We start from the raw sequence: 16,891 nt of genomic DNA, 5'->3' as shown, positions 1-16,891 counted from the left end.
TCGTTTCATCGGGTGTGTTTCGCGTAATTGACGATGCAGACGCGCCTACCCGATGGAACGCTTCCGAAAAGGGGCGTCTTCAGGATCCCTTTCCATAGGTGCGCGGTGCGGAGGTGGACGGCGGCAGATCGCCGTTGAAGCGGGTGTCCACGTAATCGGCGAACTGGAAGCGGCGCGGGGTGAGCTTCAGCTTCGCGAAGGTATCCGCGATCTCCTGCTCCGAGGCGACGGCGGGCTTGTCGACCGCGACGTACACCCGGGTGCCGTTGGTCCGCTTCACGGAGTCCAGCGCCACCTGGTACGGCAGCCCGGTCTCCTTGCCCCACACCTTGGCCCACTCCTCGGGGTGCTGGTAGACCCAGTCCTGGGCCCGGCGCAGCCGCCCAAGATAGTCCTTGATGACCTTCGCCTTCTTCGCGTCCTCGAGGGAGGAGGGGTTGGCGACCTGGAAATTGAGGCCGTTGACCACCCCCTTGCCCGTGGTGAGGACCCGCCCGTCCGACTGGCGCAGCGCCTGGGAGGTGTACGGGTCCCAGACGGCCCAGGCGTCCACCTTGCCGCGGGTGAAGGCGGCCAGGGCGTCGGCGGGCTGCAGGAACTTGACCTGCACGTCCTTGATCGAGAGCCCGGCCTTGGCGAGCGATGCCACCAGTTGGTAGTGGGCCGAGCTGCCCTGCGCGACCGCGACCGACTTGCCCTTGAGGTCGGTGGCCCTCTTCAGCGGCGAACCCTTCTTGACCAGGATCGCCTCACCGTCGGCCGTGCCGTGCTTGGCGGCTACGACCTTGATGTCCGACTTGGCTGCCGCGGCGAAGACGGGCGGGGTGTTGCCGACCCCGCCGATGTCCACGGCCTTGGCGCTCACGGCCTCCAGGATCGGCGGGCCGGAGGTGAACGTGGACCACTTGATCTTGTAGGGGAGGTTGTCGAGCTGCCCGGCGGCGCGCAGCACCGCCTCGTCGTTGCCCTTCTGGTCCCCGACATTGAGGGTCATATCGCCCTTGCCGTCGGTGTTGCCGGAGGAGCCGGAGCCGTTGTGCGGCGACGAGCTGACGCATGCGGACAGCAGCAGGGCGAGGGGGAGGGACAGGGCGGGGAGGATGCGCCGTCTCATGTCAGCGGGGTCCGTTCGGGAAGGTCGGGAAGTGCGGGTAGGACGAGAAATTCGGGGAGATCGCGAGAGGGCGCGATCGGTTGAAGACGTGCGGGCCAGTACGGGAGGAACCGAGCAGCCCTCAGGCGACCTTGTGGACGGCCGGTTCGGGCGCCTGCACACCCAGCCGGTCCAGAAGCTCGGTGCGCAGCGCGGCGAGGAGCGGATCGGCGATATCGCGCGGCCGGTCCCGGTCCACCCGGACCTGATGCGCGATGACGCCCCCGTCCATCACCAGGACGCGATCGGCGAGCAGCAGCGCCTCCTCCACGTCATGCGTGACCAGCAGCACCGCGCAGCCGCGTCGCTGCCACAACTCGGCGACCAACTGCTGGGCCGTGATCCGGGTGAGCGCGTCCAGCGCGCCGAACGGCTCGTCCAGCAGCAGCAGATCGGGCTCGCGCACCAGGGCTCGGGCGAGCGAGGCGCGCTGGGCCTCACCGCCGGAGAGTGTCTTGGGCCAGGCGTCGAGGCGGTGGCCGAGACCGACCTCCGTCAGCGCCTGCTCGGCCACGGCCCGCCCCGGGCGGCCGGGCAGCCCGAGCAGCACATTGCGCCAGACCCGTTTCCAGGGCATCAGCCGTGGCGCCTGGAAGGCGACGGCCTTGCGGCGTGGCACCAGCACCTCGCCCTCGATCTCCCGGTCGAGCCCGGCGAGCACCCGTAGCAGCGTGGACTTGCCGCAGCCGCTGCGGCCGAGCAGCGCCACGAACTCGCCCGGTTTGACGTCGAGTTGGAGGTCGTCGATGACCGGGCGGCCGTCGAACGAGCGGGTCAGCGAGCGAACCCGCACCGCCACCTCGCCGCTCTCGCCCCCGGCCTTCCCCTTCTCCAACTCCCCCGCCAGGGAGTTCACTTGCCGGTGAAGTTCGGTCGCCATTGCAGCAGCAGCCTCTCCAGAGTGCGGACGATGAAATCGGCGAGCAGGCCGAGGGCGGCGTAGACGATCAGGCAGACCACGATCACGTCGGTCTGGAAGAACTCCCGCGCGCGGTTGAGCAGAAAGCCGATCCCGTCATCGGCGTTGATGGTCTCGCCGAAGACCAGCGCCAGCCAGGCGGTGGCGAGCGAGTAGCGCAGCCCGGTCATCGCGCCGGGGAGCGCCCCGGGCAGCACCACATGGCGGATCAGCCCCCAGCGGCCGAGCCCCAGGGCGGTTCCGGCCTCGATGAGCTGGGCGTCCACGCCGCGGATGCCCGCGTAGACGTTCAGATAGAGATGGAAGGTGACGCCCAGTGCGATGAGCGCGATCTTCGGGGCCTCGCCGATGCCCATCCAGATGATGAACAGCGGGATCATGCCGACCCAGGGGATGCTGCGCAGCATCTGCACACTCGCGTCGACGAGGTCCTCGCCGAGCCGGGAGAGTCCGGAGATCAGCGCGAGCGCGACACCGACCACCCCGCCGATCACCAGCCCGATCAGCACCCGCTGCACCGACACCAGCATGGCGTGCGGGAGGGTGCCGTCCTTGAGCAGGTCGGAGGCGGTACCGGCGATGGTGCCGGGCGAGGCCAGGATGTCGGAGGGCAACACACCGGTGGCGCTGGAGACTTGCCAGAGCACCAGCAGCAGCAGGGGTCCGGTCGTGCGGCGCAGCCAGCGCGGCACGGGGCGGCGGCGCGCGGAGAGCGGCACGACCGGTTCGAGAACCGGGGACATGGGGGCTCCACAAAAGGGGTACGCCTCGATGCCCGTACGCCACGACGGTCAGCGTGGGACGGCGGAACGGGACAGAGGCGAGCGGGAGGAGTGGGGAGGGAGAAGAAAGGTCAGCGGAGGCCGGGACACGCGGCGGACGCCACCCGCAGCAGGTCGATATGACCGCGCGTGGTGAGCAGGGCTGACGTAGACATGCCCTTGAAGTTAGCGACGGGTCCGGAACTGGTCAACGGTGTCTTGCCCCTCGGACCTTTGTTGCGGGAGTTTTACGCGGTGGCGTACCAGGATGGTGCCATGAGCACATTCCGTACCCACACCATCAACGTCACCACCGGCTCCACCGAGACCGTCGCCGACCTCACCGCCGACTGCGAGGCGTATCTACGGGAGGTGGCGGGCGGCGGCGACGGCCTGCTCAACATCTTCGTCCCGCATGCCACGGCCGGGATCGCGATCCTGGAGACGGGCGCCGGCAGCGACACCGATCTGCTCCTCGCACTGCGCGATCTGCTCCCCGCCGACGACCGCTGGCGCCACCGCCACGGCAGCCCCGGCCACGGCCGCGACCACGTCCTCCCCGCCCTCGTACCCCCACACGCCACCCTCCCGGTCATCGGCGGCGGGCTGGCGCTGGGCACCTGGCAGTCGGTGTGCCTGGTCGACACGAACGTCGACAACCCGGACCGCCAGGTCCGGCTGAGCTTCCTGGGCTAGGCGGCCCCGTCCGGATGCCGCCTCGGCGGGATGAAGGGGCCCGCGGATGACCGGGATAGTGTGGGCCCGTCAGCGAAGATCGCACATAGGCGGAGCACATGACAGACATCATGGAGACGGCGGCGCGCAAGGTGTTCGAGCGCTACGACCTCGACGGGGACGGTCTGGTCACCGCGGACGAATACCGGAAGGTCGTGGCGGAGCTGGAGGGCTCGGAGATCTCCGCTTCGGAGGCCCAGGCGCTGATCGACTCGCTCGACACCAACGGCGACCGCCAGATGTCCTTCGAGGAGTTCTGGACGGCCATGAACCGCTGACACTGCTGCCTCCGGCACGTGTGAGCGTGCCGGAGGCAACGGGGGTCGGGCAGCGACCCGAGCGGTACGCCCCGTAGGGCCCGGGGCTACGGCTCCGTAGGGGCCGGGGCTACGCCCAGCAGCCGTTGACCGTGGCGGCGAGGCCGTCCAGGGTGTCCTTGGTGGCGGCCGGGTCGGCGGAGGACTGGTTCTCGATGAAGGAGAAGACCTTCCACCGGCCGTCCGCCGCCTTCGTCAGGCCGCTCAGCGCGATGGCGCCGGTCAGGGTGCCCGTCTTGGCCTTGACCTGGCCGACGGCGCACTGGGAGTCCGCGGTGTCGAAGCGGCCCCACTCGGGCCCCAGGGTGCTGCCCGCCTCGCCCGCCACCGGCAGGCCCTCGTCGATGGAGCGCAGCCGGCCGCTGTAGCGCGGGTCGGTGAGCAGATCGAGGATGTCCGCGACGGTGCGGGCCGGGATGCGGTCCGCGCGGGAGAGCCCGCTGCCGTCGTAGATCTCGAAGTTCTCCATCGAGACGCCGTAGTGCCGGCTGAGGACGTCCCGCACCACGGCCGTGCCGTCCTCGAAGGTGGCGGGCTTGCCGGCGGCGATCGCGGTCATGCGCAGCATCGTTTCGGCGATCTCGTTGTCGCTCGTCTTGAGCATCTTCTTGACCGTCTCGGCCAGCGTCGGGGACAGATGCTGTCCCACCGGCACGTCCGTGGCCGACGCCGCGCCACGGGTGACTTCACCGTCGACGGTGACACCCTGGTCGGCGAGCTGCTTGGCGAAGACCTTCCCCGCGTCGATGGAGGTGTCCGCGGACAGCTTTCCGTCCACCACCAGGGAGCGCACCGGCGAGACCTGGTCGTCGTAGTACGAGTCGTTCCAGCCGTTGGCCAGGGACGGCTCGGCGAAGAGGCTGTCGTCGATACGGATCTTCACCGGGCCCAGGCCCGCGCTCTTGACCCCGGCGGCGGCGGACTTGGCGAGCTCGGTGACGTCGGCGGTGGTCAGCAGCCGGTCACCGCCGCCTATGAGGGTGAGCGTGCCATCGCCGTAGACCACCTTGGTGGTGAACCGGTGCTCGGGGCCGAGCACCGTCAGCGCCGCTGTGGCGGTGGCCAGCTTGGCGTTGGACGCGGGCATCAGCGCGGTGTCGGCGTCATGCCCCCAGATCACCTTGTCGGACGCGGAGTCCAGCACGATGCCGCTGAAGGTGTCGCCGAGGTTCGGGCTCTGGGCGCGGGTGTTGAGGTTGTCCGCGATCTTCTGCTCGGCGGGGTCGAGCCCGTTATCGGCCACGGACTGGGCGGTCGTCGCGGTGGTGGGCTTGGTGCTCTTGTCGGCGGCGAGCGCCGAGGGAGCGGACAGCAACGCACCGGTGACCGGGACGGCGGCGATGATGAACGCGCGGCGGACCGCGAGGCTCATGGGCTTGGCTTTGCGATGACGCCCACTGGACGAGTTCGCGCTGGACATGTGGGGGGCTCCGCGGGCGCGTAGAAGGAGTAACGGGGGTACAGCGAAGTAAACACTTTAACCGCAACTGATCAGCTTCCTGCCGCCGGGCGGTGGACATGTGGTGAAGCCACTAGGGAGATCCGTCGGTACACCGACTCCTCCGGCTATTTACGAGATGTTGCGACCACCGTTGAGAACGATCGCCTCGCTGTCCGTATCCATCGGCGTCGCGCTGTGCCCTCCGCCCCCGGGACGGGGGTGATGGGGGGCGCGGCCCGATGTGGCCGAGGGCAAGACGTCCCCGGCGTATGAAGACTGCCGATGAGGGGCGAAGGATGAGGAACAAGAAGAGACACAAGCGATCCAGGGTCATCGGGCTGACCGTGGTCGGAGTGACCGCACTGGCCGTGGGCGGCGGGGCGCTCCTGATGACCGACAACGACGCTTCCGCCGCCCGCCGATCGGCCGGGCAGCAGGCGCCGGCGCGGGCGGCGATGACCGTCAAGTGTCCTGATGCCGCGACCCGGCTGTCGAGCGTGCCGCAGCAGGCGCGGCCCACCGTGGACAAGGAACTGGCGACCATGGACAGCCAGGTCGCCGACGCCTACCAGCAGTTGGCCGCGCGCGGCGCGAGCGCCGACCAGGACTGGGTGCGCACCCGGGTGCTGGAGCCGCTGAGCGCCCAGCGGCGTGGCGCGCTGAACCGCATCGGGAACGAGATCGGCCGCGTGGCGAGCCGCCCGTCCGGCCTGGACACGCTGGCGTCCTGCACCGTGCAGCAAGCGGCCCCGGCCGCCGCACCGGCAGGCGCCACCGCCGCACCGGCAGGCGCCACCTCCGCACCGGCGGGCGCCACCCCCGCCGCGGGAACGGCCGCCCCCGCCGCTCCGCAGGCGGGTGGCCAGGCACAGTCCGGCCCGGTGAAGGCGGACTTCGTGGACATCCGCAGGGTGCGGCCGAACGTCAAGAACCCCCGTACGCGGGGCAACGCCTCCCGAGGCACCTTCTCATCGCGCTGCGGCCGCAATGAGAACAAGCACTTCAACTCGGACAACGTGATCGTCGCCCCCGGTGTGAGCAACGGCGCCCACCATATGCACGACTACGTCGGCAACCGCGACACCGACGCCTTCTCCACCAACGACGGCCTCGCCGCCGCCGGGACCACCTGCACCAACGGTGACCGCTCCACCCACTACTGGCCGGTCCTGCGGCAGCAGGACGGGACGAAGGAGGCCGACGCCGACCAGCCCGGCGGCGGCACCGAGGGCAATGTGGGCCGGATTCTGCGCCCGGAGACCGCGTCGATCAGCTTCCGTGGCAGCGCGGTGTCCAAGGTCGTCGAGATGCCCAAGTTCCTGCGCATCATCACCGGTGACGCCAAGGCGTTCACCAACGGCACGGCCAATGCCAACGCCTCGTGGAGCTGCACCGGATTCGAGAACCGGCAGCTCAAGGACAAGTACCCGCTGTGCCCGAAGGGCAGCAAGGTGGTCCGTACCTTCAAGTTCCAGAGCTGCTGGGACGGCAAGAACGCCGACAGCGCGAACCACCGCACCCATGTGGCCTTCGCGGACGCCAAGGGCGCGTGTGCCAAGGGGTTCAAGGCCATCCCGCAGCTGATCCAGCGGATCACCTACAAGGTGGCGCCCGGCTCGCTCTTCGCGGTCGACAGCTTCCCCGAGCAACTGCACAAGCCGGTGACCGACCACGGCGACTTCATCAACGTGATGTCCAACTCGCTGATGAAGAAGGCCGTGAAGTGCATCAACACCGGGCGTAAGTGCGGCTGACCGTCGCCCTACGGCCCGGTGCCCCGGCCGGATGGCCATCCGGCCGGGGCACCGCCCGCGTGGAAAGCGGGCCGTGGATCACTCTTGCGATCTGTCCTGGAATCAGTCCTGCGATCAGTCCTGCGGTGTGCCCTTGGGTAGCTGGCGCCAGGTCACCTTGGTGTGGGACCGGAAGGCCCAGTCGAGCATCTTCTTCGCGTCCGGGTAGCGCTTGGGGGCGTTGAGGATCACGCCCACGACGGTGCGTCCGTCACGCTTCGCGGCGAAGACGAGACACCTGCCGGGCGCGGTGCCGGTGCCCGTCTTGATGCCGATCGCGCCGCTGTACGAGCCCAGCAGTCTGTTGGTGTTGTTCCAGTAGTACGTCCTGGTCCTGCCGTTGGCGGCCGGGGCCTTCTGGATGGTGTCGACCGACTTGACGACCGTGCCGAGGGTGGAGTTGCCCAGCGCGTGCCTGGCCAGCTTGGCCATGTCGCGGGGCGTGGTGTAGTTCTGTCCGCCCTCCGAGATGCCGTCGAAGGTGTCGTAGTGGGATTTGGTCATCCCCAGCGCGGACGCCTTCTTGTTCATCTGCGCGATGAAAGACTTGGTGCGCTTGGCGGTGGTGTCACCGGTGCCGAACGTGTCCGCGAGCGCCATGGCCGCGTCGCAGCCGGACGGCAGCAGCAGGCCGTACAGCAACTGCTTGACGGTGAGCTTGTCCCCCTTCTGCAGGTCCGCCTTGCTACCGCCGACGCGGGCGGTGTAGTCGATGTACGACTGCTTGACGGTGACCTTCTTGCCGAGTTCGAGCCCCCGGGTGTCCAGCACCACGACCGCCGTCATGAGCTTGGTGGTGCTCGCCATCGGCCGCTTGGTGTCGGCCGCCTTGGCCCACAGCTCCTTGTTGGTGTTGTTGTCCAGCAGATACGCGCCCTTGGCACTGACCTCCGTCGGGCCGCTCCTGGCCTCGGTGGCCTGGGCCGCGTTCGCCGGTACGGCGACCGTCAAGGCCGCCGCCGAGGCGATGACCGCCGTCCCCCAACGGCGGATCGCCATACCCCCACGTCTTTCCATACGCCCTCCGTCTCTCCTACGACATGCCCATGAATATCCGGGCATGCGACGCATGGTCTCACGGCCTCAACCGTGGGCCGCGACCCACTCGTAGGCCCGCTCGGCGTCGAACTCCGGCTGCCCGCCCCGGAAGAGCAGCCCGGCGGAGGCGAACGGCTCACCGTCCGGCGACGGCCCGGCCACGTACGGAACGGCGATACAGCCCATCCCGGCCCGCCGTGCCGCCTCCACCCCGGGGCCGGCGTCCTCGACCACCACACACCGCCCCGGATCGACGGACAGCAGTCGCGCGGCAGCCAGAAACACATCCGGCTCCGGCTTACCGCGGCCCACATCCTCCGCGGACACATAGACGGGCAGCAGCGCGTCCAGCCCCGTGGCCTTGAGCGCGGTCTCGATCGCCGAACGGGACGAACCGGAGGCCACGACCAACGGATGCCCGGCGGCCCTCAGCCGCTCCACGAACGCGCGCATCGCGGGAAACGCCTCGGTCGCCGCGGCCAGCTCCAGATAGTGCCGGCTCTTGACGGCGAGCAGCTCCTCCACGGGCGCCTCGATGCGATACCGGTCGCGCAGCGTCTCCAAGGTCTCCCTGGTGCCGATCCCGATGAACTGCGCGTGCTCCTCCCAGCCGAAGCCGCTGATCCCATACCGCTCGAGGGTCCGCCGCCCCGCCTCGTAGTAGAGGGGCTCGCTGTCCACGAGAGTGCCGTCCAGGTCGAAGATCACGGCGGGCATGGTGTTCATGGGGACAGCATGCCAAGAGTCCGGCCCGCGGTGCTCGCGGGGGAGCCTCCGGGGCCCGGCGCGAGCGAGAGATGACGGCGTGTTGGTCTAGACCGCTCTGTTACCGTCGGCGCCGAGCGGGTAACGGAACCGGAGTCGGCGGAAGGGTAGTGCGGTGGGCGTGAGTGGGAACGGGCTGCGGGCGTATATCGGGTCCTTCACTGTGGCGGGCGGTGCCGGGGTCACCGTCGCGGATGTCGACGACGAGACGGGTGCGCTGCGGATCCGGAGCTCCACGGATGCGGTCGTCAACCCGTCCTATCTGGTGCTCGCCCCCGGCGGGCGCGTGCTGTACGCCGTGAGCGAGACCGAGGAGGGGGCGGCCGCCGCGCTGGATGTCACGCAGGATCCGCCCGCGCTGCTCGGTGAGCCCGTGCCGGTGCGGGGCGCGGGGCCCACCCATCTCGCGCTCGCCGGCGGGCGGCTGCTGACGGCCAACTACGGTTCCGGCAGCGTCAGCGCGCTGCCGGTGCTGGAGGACGGCCGGCTCGGGGAGCCGGTGGCCGTGTTGCGGCACGAGGGCAGTGGACCGCATCCGGAGCGGCAGGAGGGACCGCATGCCCATGCGGTGGCGCCCGATCCGTCGGGTGGCTGGCTGCTCGCCGTCGACCTGGGGATCGACGCGGTCCAGGTGTACGCGCTGCCCGGGCCGAGTCCGCATCACGAGGTCCGGCTGCGCCCGGGGAGCGGTCCGCGCCATCTGGCGTTCCATCCGCGTGGCGACCGCGTGTATGTCATCAACGAGCTCGATCCGACGATCACGGCCTGCCGCTGGGACGCGGCGTCCGGCGTTCTCGAACCGCTGGGCGAGACCCGGCTGGTCCCCGACGGTACGGACGTCGAGACCTACCCCGCCGAGCTCGTGGTCTCCGGTGACGGCCGCTTCGTATGGGCCGTCAACCGCGGTCACGACAGCATCGCGACGCTCGCCCTCGACGCGCCCGGCGACCGCATGGAGCTGGTCACCACCACTCCCTGTGGCGGCCACTGGCCCCGCGATCTGACGCTCGACCCGTCGGGACGCCGGCTCTATGTGTCCAATGAGCGCTCGGGCGATGTCACCTGGTTCGACATCGACCCCTCGACGAGGGTGCCGCGTCGAGGCGGTTCGGTCCCGGCCCCGGCGGCGTCCTGCGTGGTCTTCGGCTGACGTTCGCCGGGCGGACAGGACACGAGCGGGGCGGTGACCTTGACGGTCACCGCCCCCGCTTTCTCGTGCCTTGCTCCGTAGTGCCTTGCTCCGTCGTGCGTTGGTTCGTCGTGCGTTGTGTCAGCGCATCGCCGGTGACGCCTGCTGCAGCGTGATGCCCAGCGCCGCCGCGTACTTCGCCATCACCAGCTTGCCCACGGCCGGGTAGTCGCCCAGCGCCTCGGCCGCCGCGCAGCCCGCCTCCTCGGCGGCCGCCGAGATCAGCTCGGCGGAGACCTCCGGGCCGATGAGGTACGGCGCGAGGGCGAGCCGGGCGGAGCCGGCCGAGCGCAGCTGCTCGGCGACGCGGAGGACGGCCCCGTCCACGTCCAGCGCGGCCGCCATCACCGGCACCGCGAGGCGCGCGGAGAGCAGCATGCCGGTGATGCCACCGGCCTGGGCCGCCTCCTCGCCGCCGACCGTGGCGAGGATGATGCCGTCCGCGGCGGTCGCGACCGTGAAGAGACGGGCGCGGTCGGCGCGGGCCAGGCCCGCCTCCGACAGACGCACGTGCAGGGCCTCGGCGAGCAGCGGATGGGGGCCGAGGACGTCGGTGAGTTCGGCCGCCGAGCCGCTGCTCATCACGGCCTGGCGTATCCGGCGCAGCTGTGCGCTGTCCGGGCCCGCGAGCAACGGGACCACGACGGCCGCCGGACCGTCCGTAGGGACCCTGGGGACGGGCGGGACCTCGTCGACGACCTCGCCCGCGGCCTCGGCCGCGGCGATCGCCTCCGCCGCCTCGTCGGCGAGGGCCTTGGCGGCCTCGGCCGCCTGTCGCAGACGCTCGGGGTTCTCCTGGGCAGCGCGGGTGAGCACGGGCTCGAGCTGCGGGTACTCCTGTCCGTCCCCGTCCAGGAAACCGATCTGAGCGTCGAGCCCCGGCATCTCGGAGCGGGCGATGCTCACCAGGTCCTCGGCAAGGCGTCGGGCACCGTCACTCGGGGCACCCGGGATGGCCAGCACCAGCGGAGGCGCGCCGAGAGGCGCGGCGGCGGCCTCCGGTCGGCGGTGCCGTCCGGACTGGCGGGGACGCGGCATTCGTACAGGCAGGCCGGACGCGGGCCCTGTGGGGGAACTCATGGCGCCGCATGTTAGTCGCTCGATGGGTTCGGCTGTTCGGGAGGGTGTGACTGGGAGTATCTGTCCCACTTTGTCGACTGGTGTTGTGTGGTGATGTGCGCTCAGCGGCCATACTTGCTCGAAGAATCGACCATGTGTCCGGAATTGCCGGTCATGGAATCCCATACCGGGCGCCCCTGCTGAGCGCCCATATGGGACACCCGTGGCTACGGGTTGGGGCCCTGCATCGGAGGCCCTGCGTCGTGCCTGCCCGGGGCGTCGCTCAGACGATGCTGAGCAGCGCCGGGTCCCGGGGCAGCCGCAGTCGGTCCGCCGCCAGCGCCGCCGCGACGCACAGCGCCCCGTCCAGCGGATCCCCGGCCGCCTCCGTGACCCGGACCCGGGGCAGCCGCGCCGCCAGCTCCTCGCGCACGGGCGTCAGCAGCGGCGCCCCCATGCGGAACAGCCCGCCGGTGAGCGCCACCTCGCTCGACTCCAGCCGGGGGCAGACCGCCTCCGCGGCCTCGGCGATATGGCGGGCGGCCGCCCGCAGAATCGCCTCCGCGACCGGATCCTCACCGGCGCACCGGCCCACCTCGGGGGCGAACGAGGCCAGGACGGCGGGGCGGTCCGGGCGCGGGTACAGCCGTCCCGGCAGCCCGGTCGCGGGGCCGAACACGGCTTCCAGGCGGGCCAGCAGCGGCTTCGAGCCGCCCTCGCGTCCGTCGTACGCGCGCATGGCCGCCTCCAGGCCCGCCCGGCCGATCCACGCACCGCCGCCGCAGTCTCCCAGCAGATGACCCCAGCCGTCGGCGCGCCGCCAGCCGCCGGTGGCCCGGCGGGTGTCGCCGTCCGTGGCCGTGGCGTCCGTGGCCGTGGCGTCCGTACCGGATACGCCGTACGCATCGCGCAGGCCGCCCGTACGGGACACGCCGTCCGCGGCAGACTCGCCGTCCGTACCGCCCAGCCCACCGACGAAGCCCTCGGGCACCGCGCCCAGCGCGATCAGGCCCGTCCCCGCCGCGACCACCGCGCCGGGACGCTGTCCCAAGGCCCCGGCGTACGCGGTCACCGCGTCGGCCGCCAGGGCGAGTCGCCGTACGCCGAAGACGTCGGCCAGCGCGTCCGGAAGCCTGGCGCGCAGATCGTCGCCGAGTGTGGCCATGCCCGCCGCGCCGACACAGACCGCGCCGAGGCGCCGGGCCCCGGCCTCGCGCAGCAGCTCCCGGGCGGCGGGCAGGACCCGCGCCAGCAGGCTCTCCGCGTCGATGCCCCGGTCGCCGACGGCGGCGGGCGTGGACGAGGACCAGGTCAGTGGTGAAAACCAAGCCGGTGGCGAGGACCAGGCCGGTGGCTGCTCCGCGGAGCCGCCGGGAGCGTCTGCGCGGGCCCCCGCACCCCGTACGCCGGGAGCGTCCGCGCGTGCCACCGCCACCCGTACGCCGGAACCGCCCGAATCGATCCCGAGCACATGCGTCACCGCATCGTCGGGCACCGTGTCGCCCACCGGCTCAGCCCAATCCGCGCGAGTCCTGCTTGAGCGCGGTGTCCACGGTCAGGGCCGTGGCGATCACCAGGCTCAGCAGCGGATCGGGGAGCTGGCGGTGGATCTGCAGTACGTAGTTGTCCGCCGTCGTGAACATCGTCTTCGCCAGGCCCTCGAAGGTCTTGGTGATCCGGGCGACCTCGCTGTCCGTGTGGTCGACGATGGCGAAGTTCCAGGCCCGCCAGTTCTCCGCCTTGATGGCCCCGACCTGCTGGCCGTTGACCAGCATGCCGAAGTTGATCTTGCCGATGACGTTCTGCTGGACGATCTCGCCGACCGGCTGCCCGTCCGGGCGGGTCACCACCACTTTGGACTTGATGAACTTCGCGGGCCGGGTGAGCACCAGATGCGGCTGCCCGTTGGCGTCGCGGATCTCCAGCTTGTGCGTCATGAACTGGTCGAGGCTCGAGACGAACCGCGCGACCTTCTTCAGCGTGCTCTGGCCGACCTGGACCACCGAACCGAGAGTGCGCCCCTGCTGGTCGAAGACGCTGTACTCATTGGTGAGCTCGATCAGCTTGGCCTTCTGGTTCACCACCAGCACCGGTTCGGTGAACAGCGTGCCGCTGCCGCCCATCGTGGGCCCCACATGCGCCTGCCGCTGCACCTGGTGCTGGACCCTGGCGGGGTTGGGGTTGGGCGGGGCGGCCTGCGTCGGAGGGGCCTGGCCGGGCTGGCCCTGGTGCGTATGCGCGGTCCACTGGGCACCGTCCCACCAGCGGAGCTGGTTCGGGGTGCCCTGGGGGTCCGCGTACCAGCCCGCAGGGGTGTTCGGATGTGATGTCATGGCGGGCAGACTACCCCTCGCCCACCTGGAACGATGGGGTCAGGGAAGGCGCCAGTCCACGGGTTGGGCCCCCTGCTGTACGAGCAGGTCGTTGGCGCGGCTGAACGGACGTGAGCCGAAAAACCCCCGGTCGGCGGACATGGGGGAGGGGTGCGCGGACTCGACCGCCGGAAGGGCGCCCAGCAGCGGCCGTACGTTGCGGGCGTCGCGGCCCCACAGGATGGAGACCAGGGGGCGGCCGCGCCCGGCCAGCGCCCGGATGGCCTGCTCGGTGACGTCCTCCCAGCCCTTGCCGCGGTGGGCGGCGGGCCGGCGCGGAGCCGTGGTGAGCGCCTTGTTGAGCAGCAGGACGCCCTGCTGGGTCCAGGGCGTCAGATCGCCGTTGGACGGGCGCGGCAGGCCGAGGTCGGTGTGCAGCTCGCGGTAGATGTTCTCCAGGCTGCCGGGAAGCGGCCGGACCTCGGGCGCCACCGAGAAGCTGAGGCCCACCGCGTGTCCGGGTGTCGGATACGGGTCCTGACCCACGATCAGCACCTTCACCTCGTCGAAGGGCTGCTGGAAGGCGCGCAGCACATTCGGCCCGGCGGGCAGATAGGTACGGCCTGCCGCGATCTCGGCCCGCAGGAAGTCGCCCATCGCCGCGATGCGTTCCTCGACGGGCTCAAGTGCCTTGGCCCAGCCCGCTTCCACAATTTCATTCAAGGGTCGTGCTGCCACACCGCGTCACTCTAGTGGCTCAGCGCGTGGCCGTGTGCCGCCTCGCGATCACTCTCAGCCGATCCCGCTCGCGATCACTCTCAGCCGATCCCGCTCGCGATCGCTCTCAGCCGATCACGGCGGCCCGGACGCACAGCACATCGGGGAGATGGCGGGCGATCTGCCGCCAGCTCTCGCCCTCGTCGGCGCTCGCGTACACCTCGCCGTTGCGATTGCCGAGGTAGACCCCGACCGGGTCGGCGTCATCGGTGCGCAGCGCGTCCCTCAGCACCACCCCGTAGTGCAGCTCGTCCGGCATCCCGGCGGAGCGCTCCTCCCAGGTGGCGCCCGCGTCCTCGGTGCGGAACACCCGGCAGCGGTAGCCCGGGGGATAGCGGTCCGAGCCGTCGCTGACCGGGAAGACGTACGCGACGCCGCTGCGGCGCGGATGGACGGCGACCGCGAAGCCGAAGTCCGCCGGGAGGTCCTTGCCGATCTCGGCCCAGTGCGCCCCGCCGTCGTCGCTGCGGTACACCCCGCCGTGGTTCTGCAGATAGAGCCGGTCGAGGTCGACCGGGTCCCGGGCGACCTTGTGGACGCACTGGCCGAACTCCGGGTACTGATCCGGCAGGAAATCCGCCTTGAGTCCGCTGTTGGACGGTGCCCAGCTCTCCCCGCCGTCCGCGGAGCGGTACACCCCGCCGGAGGACACGGCGACCATGAGCGCCCGCGGGTCCCTCGGATCGGGGACGACCGTATGCACGGCCTGCCCGCCGAACCCCTCGCCCCACTCCGGCCGCTGCGGGTGGTCCCACAAACCGCGCACGAACGCGAAGGTCTCCCCGCCGTCCTCGGAGCGGAACAGCGCGCCCGGCTGGGTGCCCGCGTAGACCACCCCCGGCTCGTCGGGCCCGGCGGGCTGGAGCTGCCACACCCGCTCCAGCGAGGTGTCGGTGCCCTCGGGGAACTTCACCGCGGGCTTGGCGGGCTCGTGCCAGCTACCCCCGAGGTCGTCGGAGCGGAAGACCGAGGGGCCCCAGTGCGAGCTGTCCGCACCGGCCAGCAGCCGGGGGCGGTCGCCCCGGGTGTCGATGCCGACGGAGTACACCGCCTGCATGGGGAAGTGGGGGCCGGTGAAATCCCAGCCCCCTTGGCCGCCGGGGCGGCCGAGGAAGAGACCCTTGCGGGTGCCGACGGCGAGCAGGACATCGTTCATGACGGCTCACTCCTTGGACTGCGGGTGCGGGTGCGGGTGGGGGTGCGGGTGCGGGTGCGGGGAGGACGGCGGAACGAACGGCGAAGGAATCGGGGAGCGGATCAGAAGGAAGCGGCGAGCGGATCAGTGGAGGGGAAGGCGATGTGTCCGGCATCACAGAGTCTGCACCCGACCACTGACAACCGGAGGGAGCGCGTCCGCATTTATCTGAGGGCGTCCGCGTCGCCGCAGGTCATGGGTGTGCGTGCCGCCGGAGTCAGGGGTGCTCGTACGAGGGGCTTCGTAATTTGACGATCGTCGTACTACGGTGGTTACCGTACTACCGCGCGGTCCGGCCGGGCCCCGCGAGGAGAAACGGAGACGTTGATGAGTGCCCTCTTCGAGCCCTTCACCCTGCGGTCGCTGACCATCCCCAACCGCCTCTGGATGTCGCCCATGTGCCAGTACAGCGCGGATGGGGACGAGGGCGCCGGGGTGCCGCACGACTGGCACTTCGTCCACTACGGCGCCCGCGCCACCGGTGGCACCGGGCTGATTCTGGTCGAGGCGACGGCCGTCTCCCCCGAGGGCCGCATCACCCCCGGAGACCTCGGCATCTGGAACGACACGCAGGTCGAGGCGTTCCGCAAGCTCGTCGGCTTCCTCAAGGGACAGGGCACCGTCCCGGGCATCCAGCTCGCCCATGCCGGCCGTAAGGCGTCCACCGACGCCCCCTGGAGGGGCGGTGCGCCGCTCGATGCCGACCAGGGGAGCTGGCGGACGCTGGCGCCGAGCCCGATTCCGTTCGACGAGGGTCACCCGGTGCCGGACGAGCTGTCCGTGGAGCGGATCGGCGAGATCATCCGCCAGTTCGCGGACGCCGCCCGGCGCGCGCTCGCGGCCGGTTTCGAGGTGGCCGAGGTCCATGGCGCCCATGGCTACCTCATCGGCGAGTTCCTCTCCCCGCACAGCAACCACCGCACCGACGGCTATGGCGGCTCCTTCGAGAACCGCGTCCGCTTCGCCCTGGAGGTCGTCGACGCGGTCCGCGCGGTCTGGCCGGAGGACCTGCCGCTGTTCTTCCGTATCTCGGCCACCGACTGGCTGGAGGAGAACGGCTGGACCCCGGAGGACACCGTCCGGCTCGCCGCCCTGCTGAAGGACCATGGAGTGGACCTTCTCGACGTCTCCAGCGGTGGCAACGCCGCCGGTGTGCGCATTCCGACGGGGCCGGGCTACCAGGTGCGGTTCGCCGAGCGGGTGCGCCGGGAGACCGGGCTGCCGGTGGCCGCGGTCGGGCTGATCACCGAGGCGGAGCAGGCCGAGAAGATCGTCACCAACGGTGAGGCGGACGCCGTCCTGCTGGGCCGCGAGCTGCTCCGGGACCCCTACTTCGCCCGCCGCGCGGCGACCGAACTGGGCGGTCAGGTGCGCAACCCGGACCAGTACCACCGCGCGGTCCGGTAGAGCCGGATCGCCCCCGTTCCTGTTGGCCTG

General features: G+C 70.8%; 17 protein-coding genes. 5 read left to right on the top strand and 12 right to left on the bottom strand.

Annotated features, from left to right (window positions below; genetic code table 11):
• Positions 1 to 79: 79 nt before the first annotated feature.
• The 4 genes from STRVI_RS27470 to STRVI_RS56075 form a co-directional block, all read right to left on the bottom strand.
• Entirely contained in the window at positions 80 to 1,114 is a 1,035-nt protein-coding gene (locus tag STRVI_RS27470) for an ABC transporter substrate-binding protein (protein ID WP_014058899.1), read from the bottom strand.
• A 121-nt stretch (positions 1,115 to 1,235) separates the two neighbouring features.
• A complete protein-coding gene (locus tag STRVI_RS27465) occupies positions 1,236 to 2,033 on the bottom strand; it encodes an ABC transporter ATP-binding protein (protein ID WP_014058898.1) in 798 nt (265 codons plus the stop codon).
• Entirely contained in the window at positions 2,006 to 2,815 is an 810-nt protein-coding gene (locus STRVI_RS27460; RefSeq protein WP_014058897.1) for an ABC transporter permease, read from the bottom strand. Before STRVI_RS27460 ends, STRVI_RS27465 begins: the two co-directional genes overlap by 28 nt.
• A 110-nt stretch (positions 2,816 to 2,925) precedes the next feature.
• On the bottom strand, positions 2,926 to 3,009 hold the full coding sequence (locus tag STRVI_RS56075) for a putative leader peptide (RefSeq protein ID WP_350203233.1): 84 nt from the start codon (positions 3,007 to 3,009) through the stop codon (positions 2,926 to 2,928).
• Positions 3,010 to 3,109: 100 nt separating this feature from the next.
• Here STRVI_RS56075 and STRVI_RS27455 point away from each other — a divergent pair, with 100 nt between their 5' ends.
• Together STRVI_RS27455 and STRVI_RS27450 are read left to right on the top strand one after the other, a co-directional pair.
• A complete protein-coding gene (locus tag STRVI_RS27455) occupies positions 3,110 to 3,529 on the top strand; it encodes a YjbQ family protein (RefSeq protein WP_043236620.1) in 420 nt (139 codons plus the stop codon).
• A gap of 98 nt (positions 3,530 to 3,627) precedes the next feature.
• Positions 3,628 to 3,846 (top strand): EF-hand domain-containing protein, encoded by a 219-nt coding sequence (locus STRVI_RS27450; RefSeq protein WP_014058895.1) that lies wholly within the window; start codon positions 3,628 to 3,630, stop codon positions 3,844 to 3,846.
• Between the two features lie 109 nt (positions 3,847 to 3,955).
• On the opposite strand, the gene dacB is transcribed toward STRVI_RS27450, so the two are convergent.
• A complete protein-coding gene (gene dacB, locus STRVI_RS27445) occupies positions 3,956 to 5,305 on the bottom strand; it encodes a D-alanyl-D-alanine carboxypeptidase/D-alanyl-D-alanine endopeptidase (RefSeq protein ID WP_014058894.1) in 1,350 nt (449 codons plus the stop codon).
• A 317-nt stretch (positions 5,306 to 5,622) separates the two neighbouring features.
• Here dacB and STRVI_RS27440 point away from each other — a divergent pair, with 317 nt between their 5' ends.
• A complete protein-coding gene (locus tag STRVI_RS27440) occupies positions 5,623 to 7,080 on the top strand; it encodes a DUF1996 domain-containing protein (RefSeq protein ID WP_014058893.1) in 1,458 nt (485 codons plus the stop codon).
• A 114-nt stretch (positions 7,081 to 7,194) separates the two neighbouring features.
• Here STRVI_RS27440 and STRVI_RS27435 read toward each other — a convergent pair whose 3' ends face one another.
• Positions 7,195 to 8,136: a D-alanyl-D-alanine carboxypeptidase family protein gene (locus STRVI_RS27435; protein ID WP_014058892.1), complete on the bottom strand. Its 942-nt coding sequence runs from the start codon at positions 8,134 to 8,136 to the stop codon at positions 7,195 to 7,197.
• A gap of 66 nt (positions 8,137 to 8,202) precedes the next feature.
• On the bottom strand, positions 8,203 to 8,883 hold the full coding sequence (locus STRVI_RS27430) for an HAD family hydrolase (RefSeq protein WP_014058891.1): 681 nt from the start codon (positions 8,881 to 8,883) through the stop codon (positions 8,203 to 8,205).
• A 154-nt stretch (positions 8,884 to 9,037) separates the two neighbouring features.
• Here STRVI_RS27430 and STRVI_RS27425 point away from each other — a divergent pair, with 154 nt between their 5' ends.
• Positions 9,038 to 10,072: a lactonase family protein gene (locus tag STRVI_RS27425; protein WP_014058890.1), complete on the top strand. Its 1,035-nt coding sequence runs from the start codon at positions 9,038 to 9,040 to the stop codon at positions 10,070 to 10,072.
• 120 nt (positions 10,073 to 10,192) lie between these two features.
• Here the strand turns inward: STRVI_RS27425 and STRVI_RS27420 are convergent, their stop codons facing one another.
• The 5 genes from STRVI_RS27420 to STRVI_RS27400 all read right to left on the bottom strand — a co-directional run bounded on the left by STRVI_RS27420 (position 10,193) and on the right by STRVI_RS27400 (position 15,415).
• A complete protein-coding gene (locus STRVI_RS27420) occupies positions 10,193 to 11,191 on the bottom strand; it encodes a hypothetical protein (protein WP_014058889.1) in 999 nt (332 codons plus the stop codon).
• A gap of 262 nt (positions 11,192 to 11,453) precedes the next feature.
• Entirely contained in the window at positions 11,454 to 12,677 is a 1,224-nt protein-coding gene (locus tag STRVI_RS27415) for an N-acetylglucosamine kinase (RefSeq protein ID WP_251982746.1), read from the bottom strand.
• 4 nt (positions 12,678 to 12,681) lie between these two features.
• Positions 12,682 to 13,503 carry a phospholipid scramblase-related protein gene (locus STRVI_RS27410; protein ID WP_014058887.1) on the bottom strand — a complete coding sequence of 274 codons (822 nt, stop codon included), beginning with the start codon at positions 13,501 to 13,503 and terminating at the stop codon, positions 12,682 to 12,684.
• A 39-nt stretch (positions 13,504 to 13,542) separates the two neighbouring features.
• On the bottom strand, positions 13,543 to 14,220 hold the full coding sequence (locus STRVI_RS27405; RefSeq protein ID WP_014058886.1) for a uracil-DNA glycosylase: 678 nt from the start codon (positions 14,218 to 14,220) through the stop codon (positions 13,543 to 13,545).
• Between the two features lie 106 nt (positions 14,221 to 14,326).
• The gene (locus STRVI_RS27400) at positions 14,327 to 15,415 is read right to left on the bottom strand and encodes a WD40/YVTN/BNR-like repeat-containing protein (protein WP_014058885.1); all 1,089 of its coding nucleotides are present in this window, start codon (positions 15,413 to 15,415) and stop codon (positions 14,327 to 14,329) included.
• A 366-nt stretch (positions 15,416 to 15,781) separates the two neighbouring features.
• Here STRVI_RS27400 and STRVI_RS27395 point away from each other — a divergent pair, with 366 nt between their 5' ends.
• Positions 15,782 to 16,861, top strand: a complete 1,080-nt coding sequence (locus STRVI_RS27395) for an NADH:flavin oxidoreductase/NADH oxidase (RefSeq protein ID WP_014058884.1) — start codon at positions 15,782 to 15,784, stop codon at positions 16,859 to 16,861.
• Positions 16,862 to 16,891 lie beyond the last annotated feature (30 nt).

It is taken from the genome of Streptomyces violaceusniger Tu 4113 (assembly GCF_000147815.2).
GTDB classification, from domain to species: Bacteria; Actinomycetota; Actinomycetes; order Streptomycetales; family Streptomycetaceae; genus Streptomyces; species Streptomyces violaceusniger_A.
The sequence above is the reverse complement of the archived record's forward strand: the minus strand, read 5'-3'. Positions and strand labels throughout refer to the sequence as shown.

What these genes read in the sequence shown, in the direction of transcription:
- STRVI_RS27470 (WP_014058899.1), bottom strand. Translation starts at nt 1,114, where the DNA reads ATGAGACGGCGCATCCTCCCCGCCCTGTCCCTCCCCCTCGCCCTGCTG.
- STRVI_RS27465 (WP_014058898.1), bottom strand. Translation starts at nt 2,033, where the DNA reads ATGGCGACCGAACTTCACCGGCAAGTGAACTCCCTGGCGGGGGAGTTG.
- STRVI_RS27460 (WP_014058897.1), bottom strand. Translation starts at nt 2,815, where the DNA reads ATGTCCCCGGTTCTCGAACCGGTCGTGCCGCTCTCCGCGCGCCGCCGC.
- STRVI_RS56075 (WP_350203233.1), bottom strand. Translation starts at nt 3,009, where the DNA reads ATGTCTACGTCAGCCCTGCTCACCACGCGCGGTCATATCGACCTGCTG.
- STRVI_RS27455 (WP_043236620.1), top strand. Translation starts at nt 3,110, where the DNA reads ATGAGCACATTCCGTACCCACACCATCAACGTCACCACCGGCTCCACC.
- STRVI_RS27450 (WP_014058895.1), top strand. Translation starts at nt 3,628, where the DNA reads ATGACAGACATCATGGAGACGGCGGCGCGCAAGGTGTTCGAGCGCTAC.
- dacB (WP_014058894.1), bottom strand. Translation starts at nt 5,305, where the DNA reads ATGTCCAGCGCGAACTCGTCCAGTGGGCGTCATCGCAAAGCCAAGCCC.
- STRVI_RS27440 (WP_014058893.1), top strand. Translation starts at nt 5,623, where the DNA reads ATGAGGAACAAGAAGAGACACAAGCGATCCAGGGTCATCGGGCTGACC.
- STRVI_RS27435 (WP_014058892.1), bottom strand. Translation starts at nt 8,136, where the DNA reads ATGGAAAGACGTGGGGGTATGGCGATCCGCCGTTGGGGGACGGCGGTC.
- STRVI_RS27430 (WP_014058891.1), bottom strand. Translation starts at nt 8,883, where the DNA reads ATGAACACCATGCCCGCCGTGATCTTCGACCTGGACGGCACTCTCGTG.
- STRVI_RS27420 (WP_014058889.1), bottom strand. Translation starts at nt 11,191, where the DNA reads ATGAGTTCCCCCACAGGGCCCGCGTCCGGCCTGCCTGTACGAATGCCG.
- STRVI_RS27410 (WP_014058887.1), bottom strand. Translation starts at nt 13,503, where the DNA reads ATGACATCACATCCGAACACCCCTGCGGGCTGGTACGCGGACCCCCAG.
- STRVI_RS27400 (WP_014058885.1), bottom strand. Translation starts at nt 15,415, where the DNA reads ATGAACGATGTCCTGCTCGCCGTCGGCACCCGCAAGGGTCTCTTCCTC.
- STRVI_RS27395 (WP_014058884.1), top strand. Translation starts at nt 15,782, where the DNA reads ATGAGTGCCCTCTTCGAGCCCTTCACCCTGCGGTCGCTGACCATCCCC.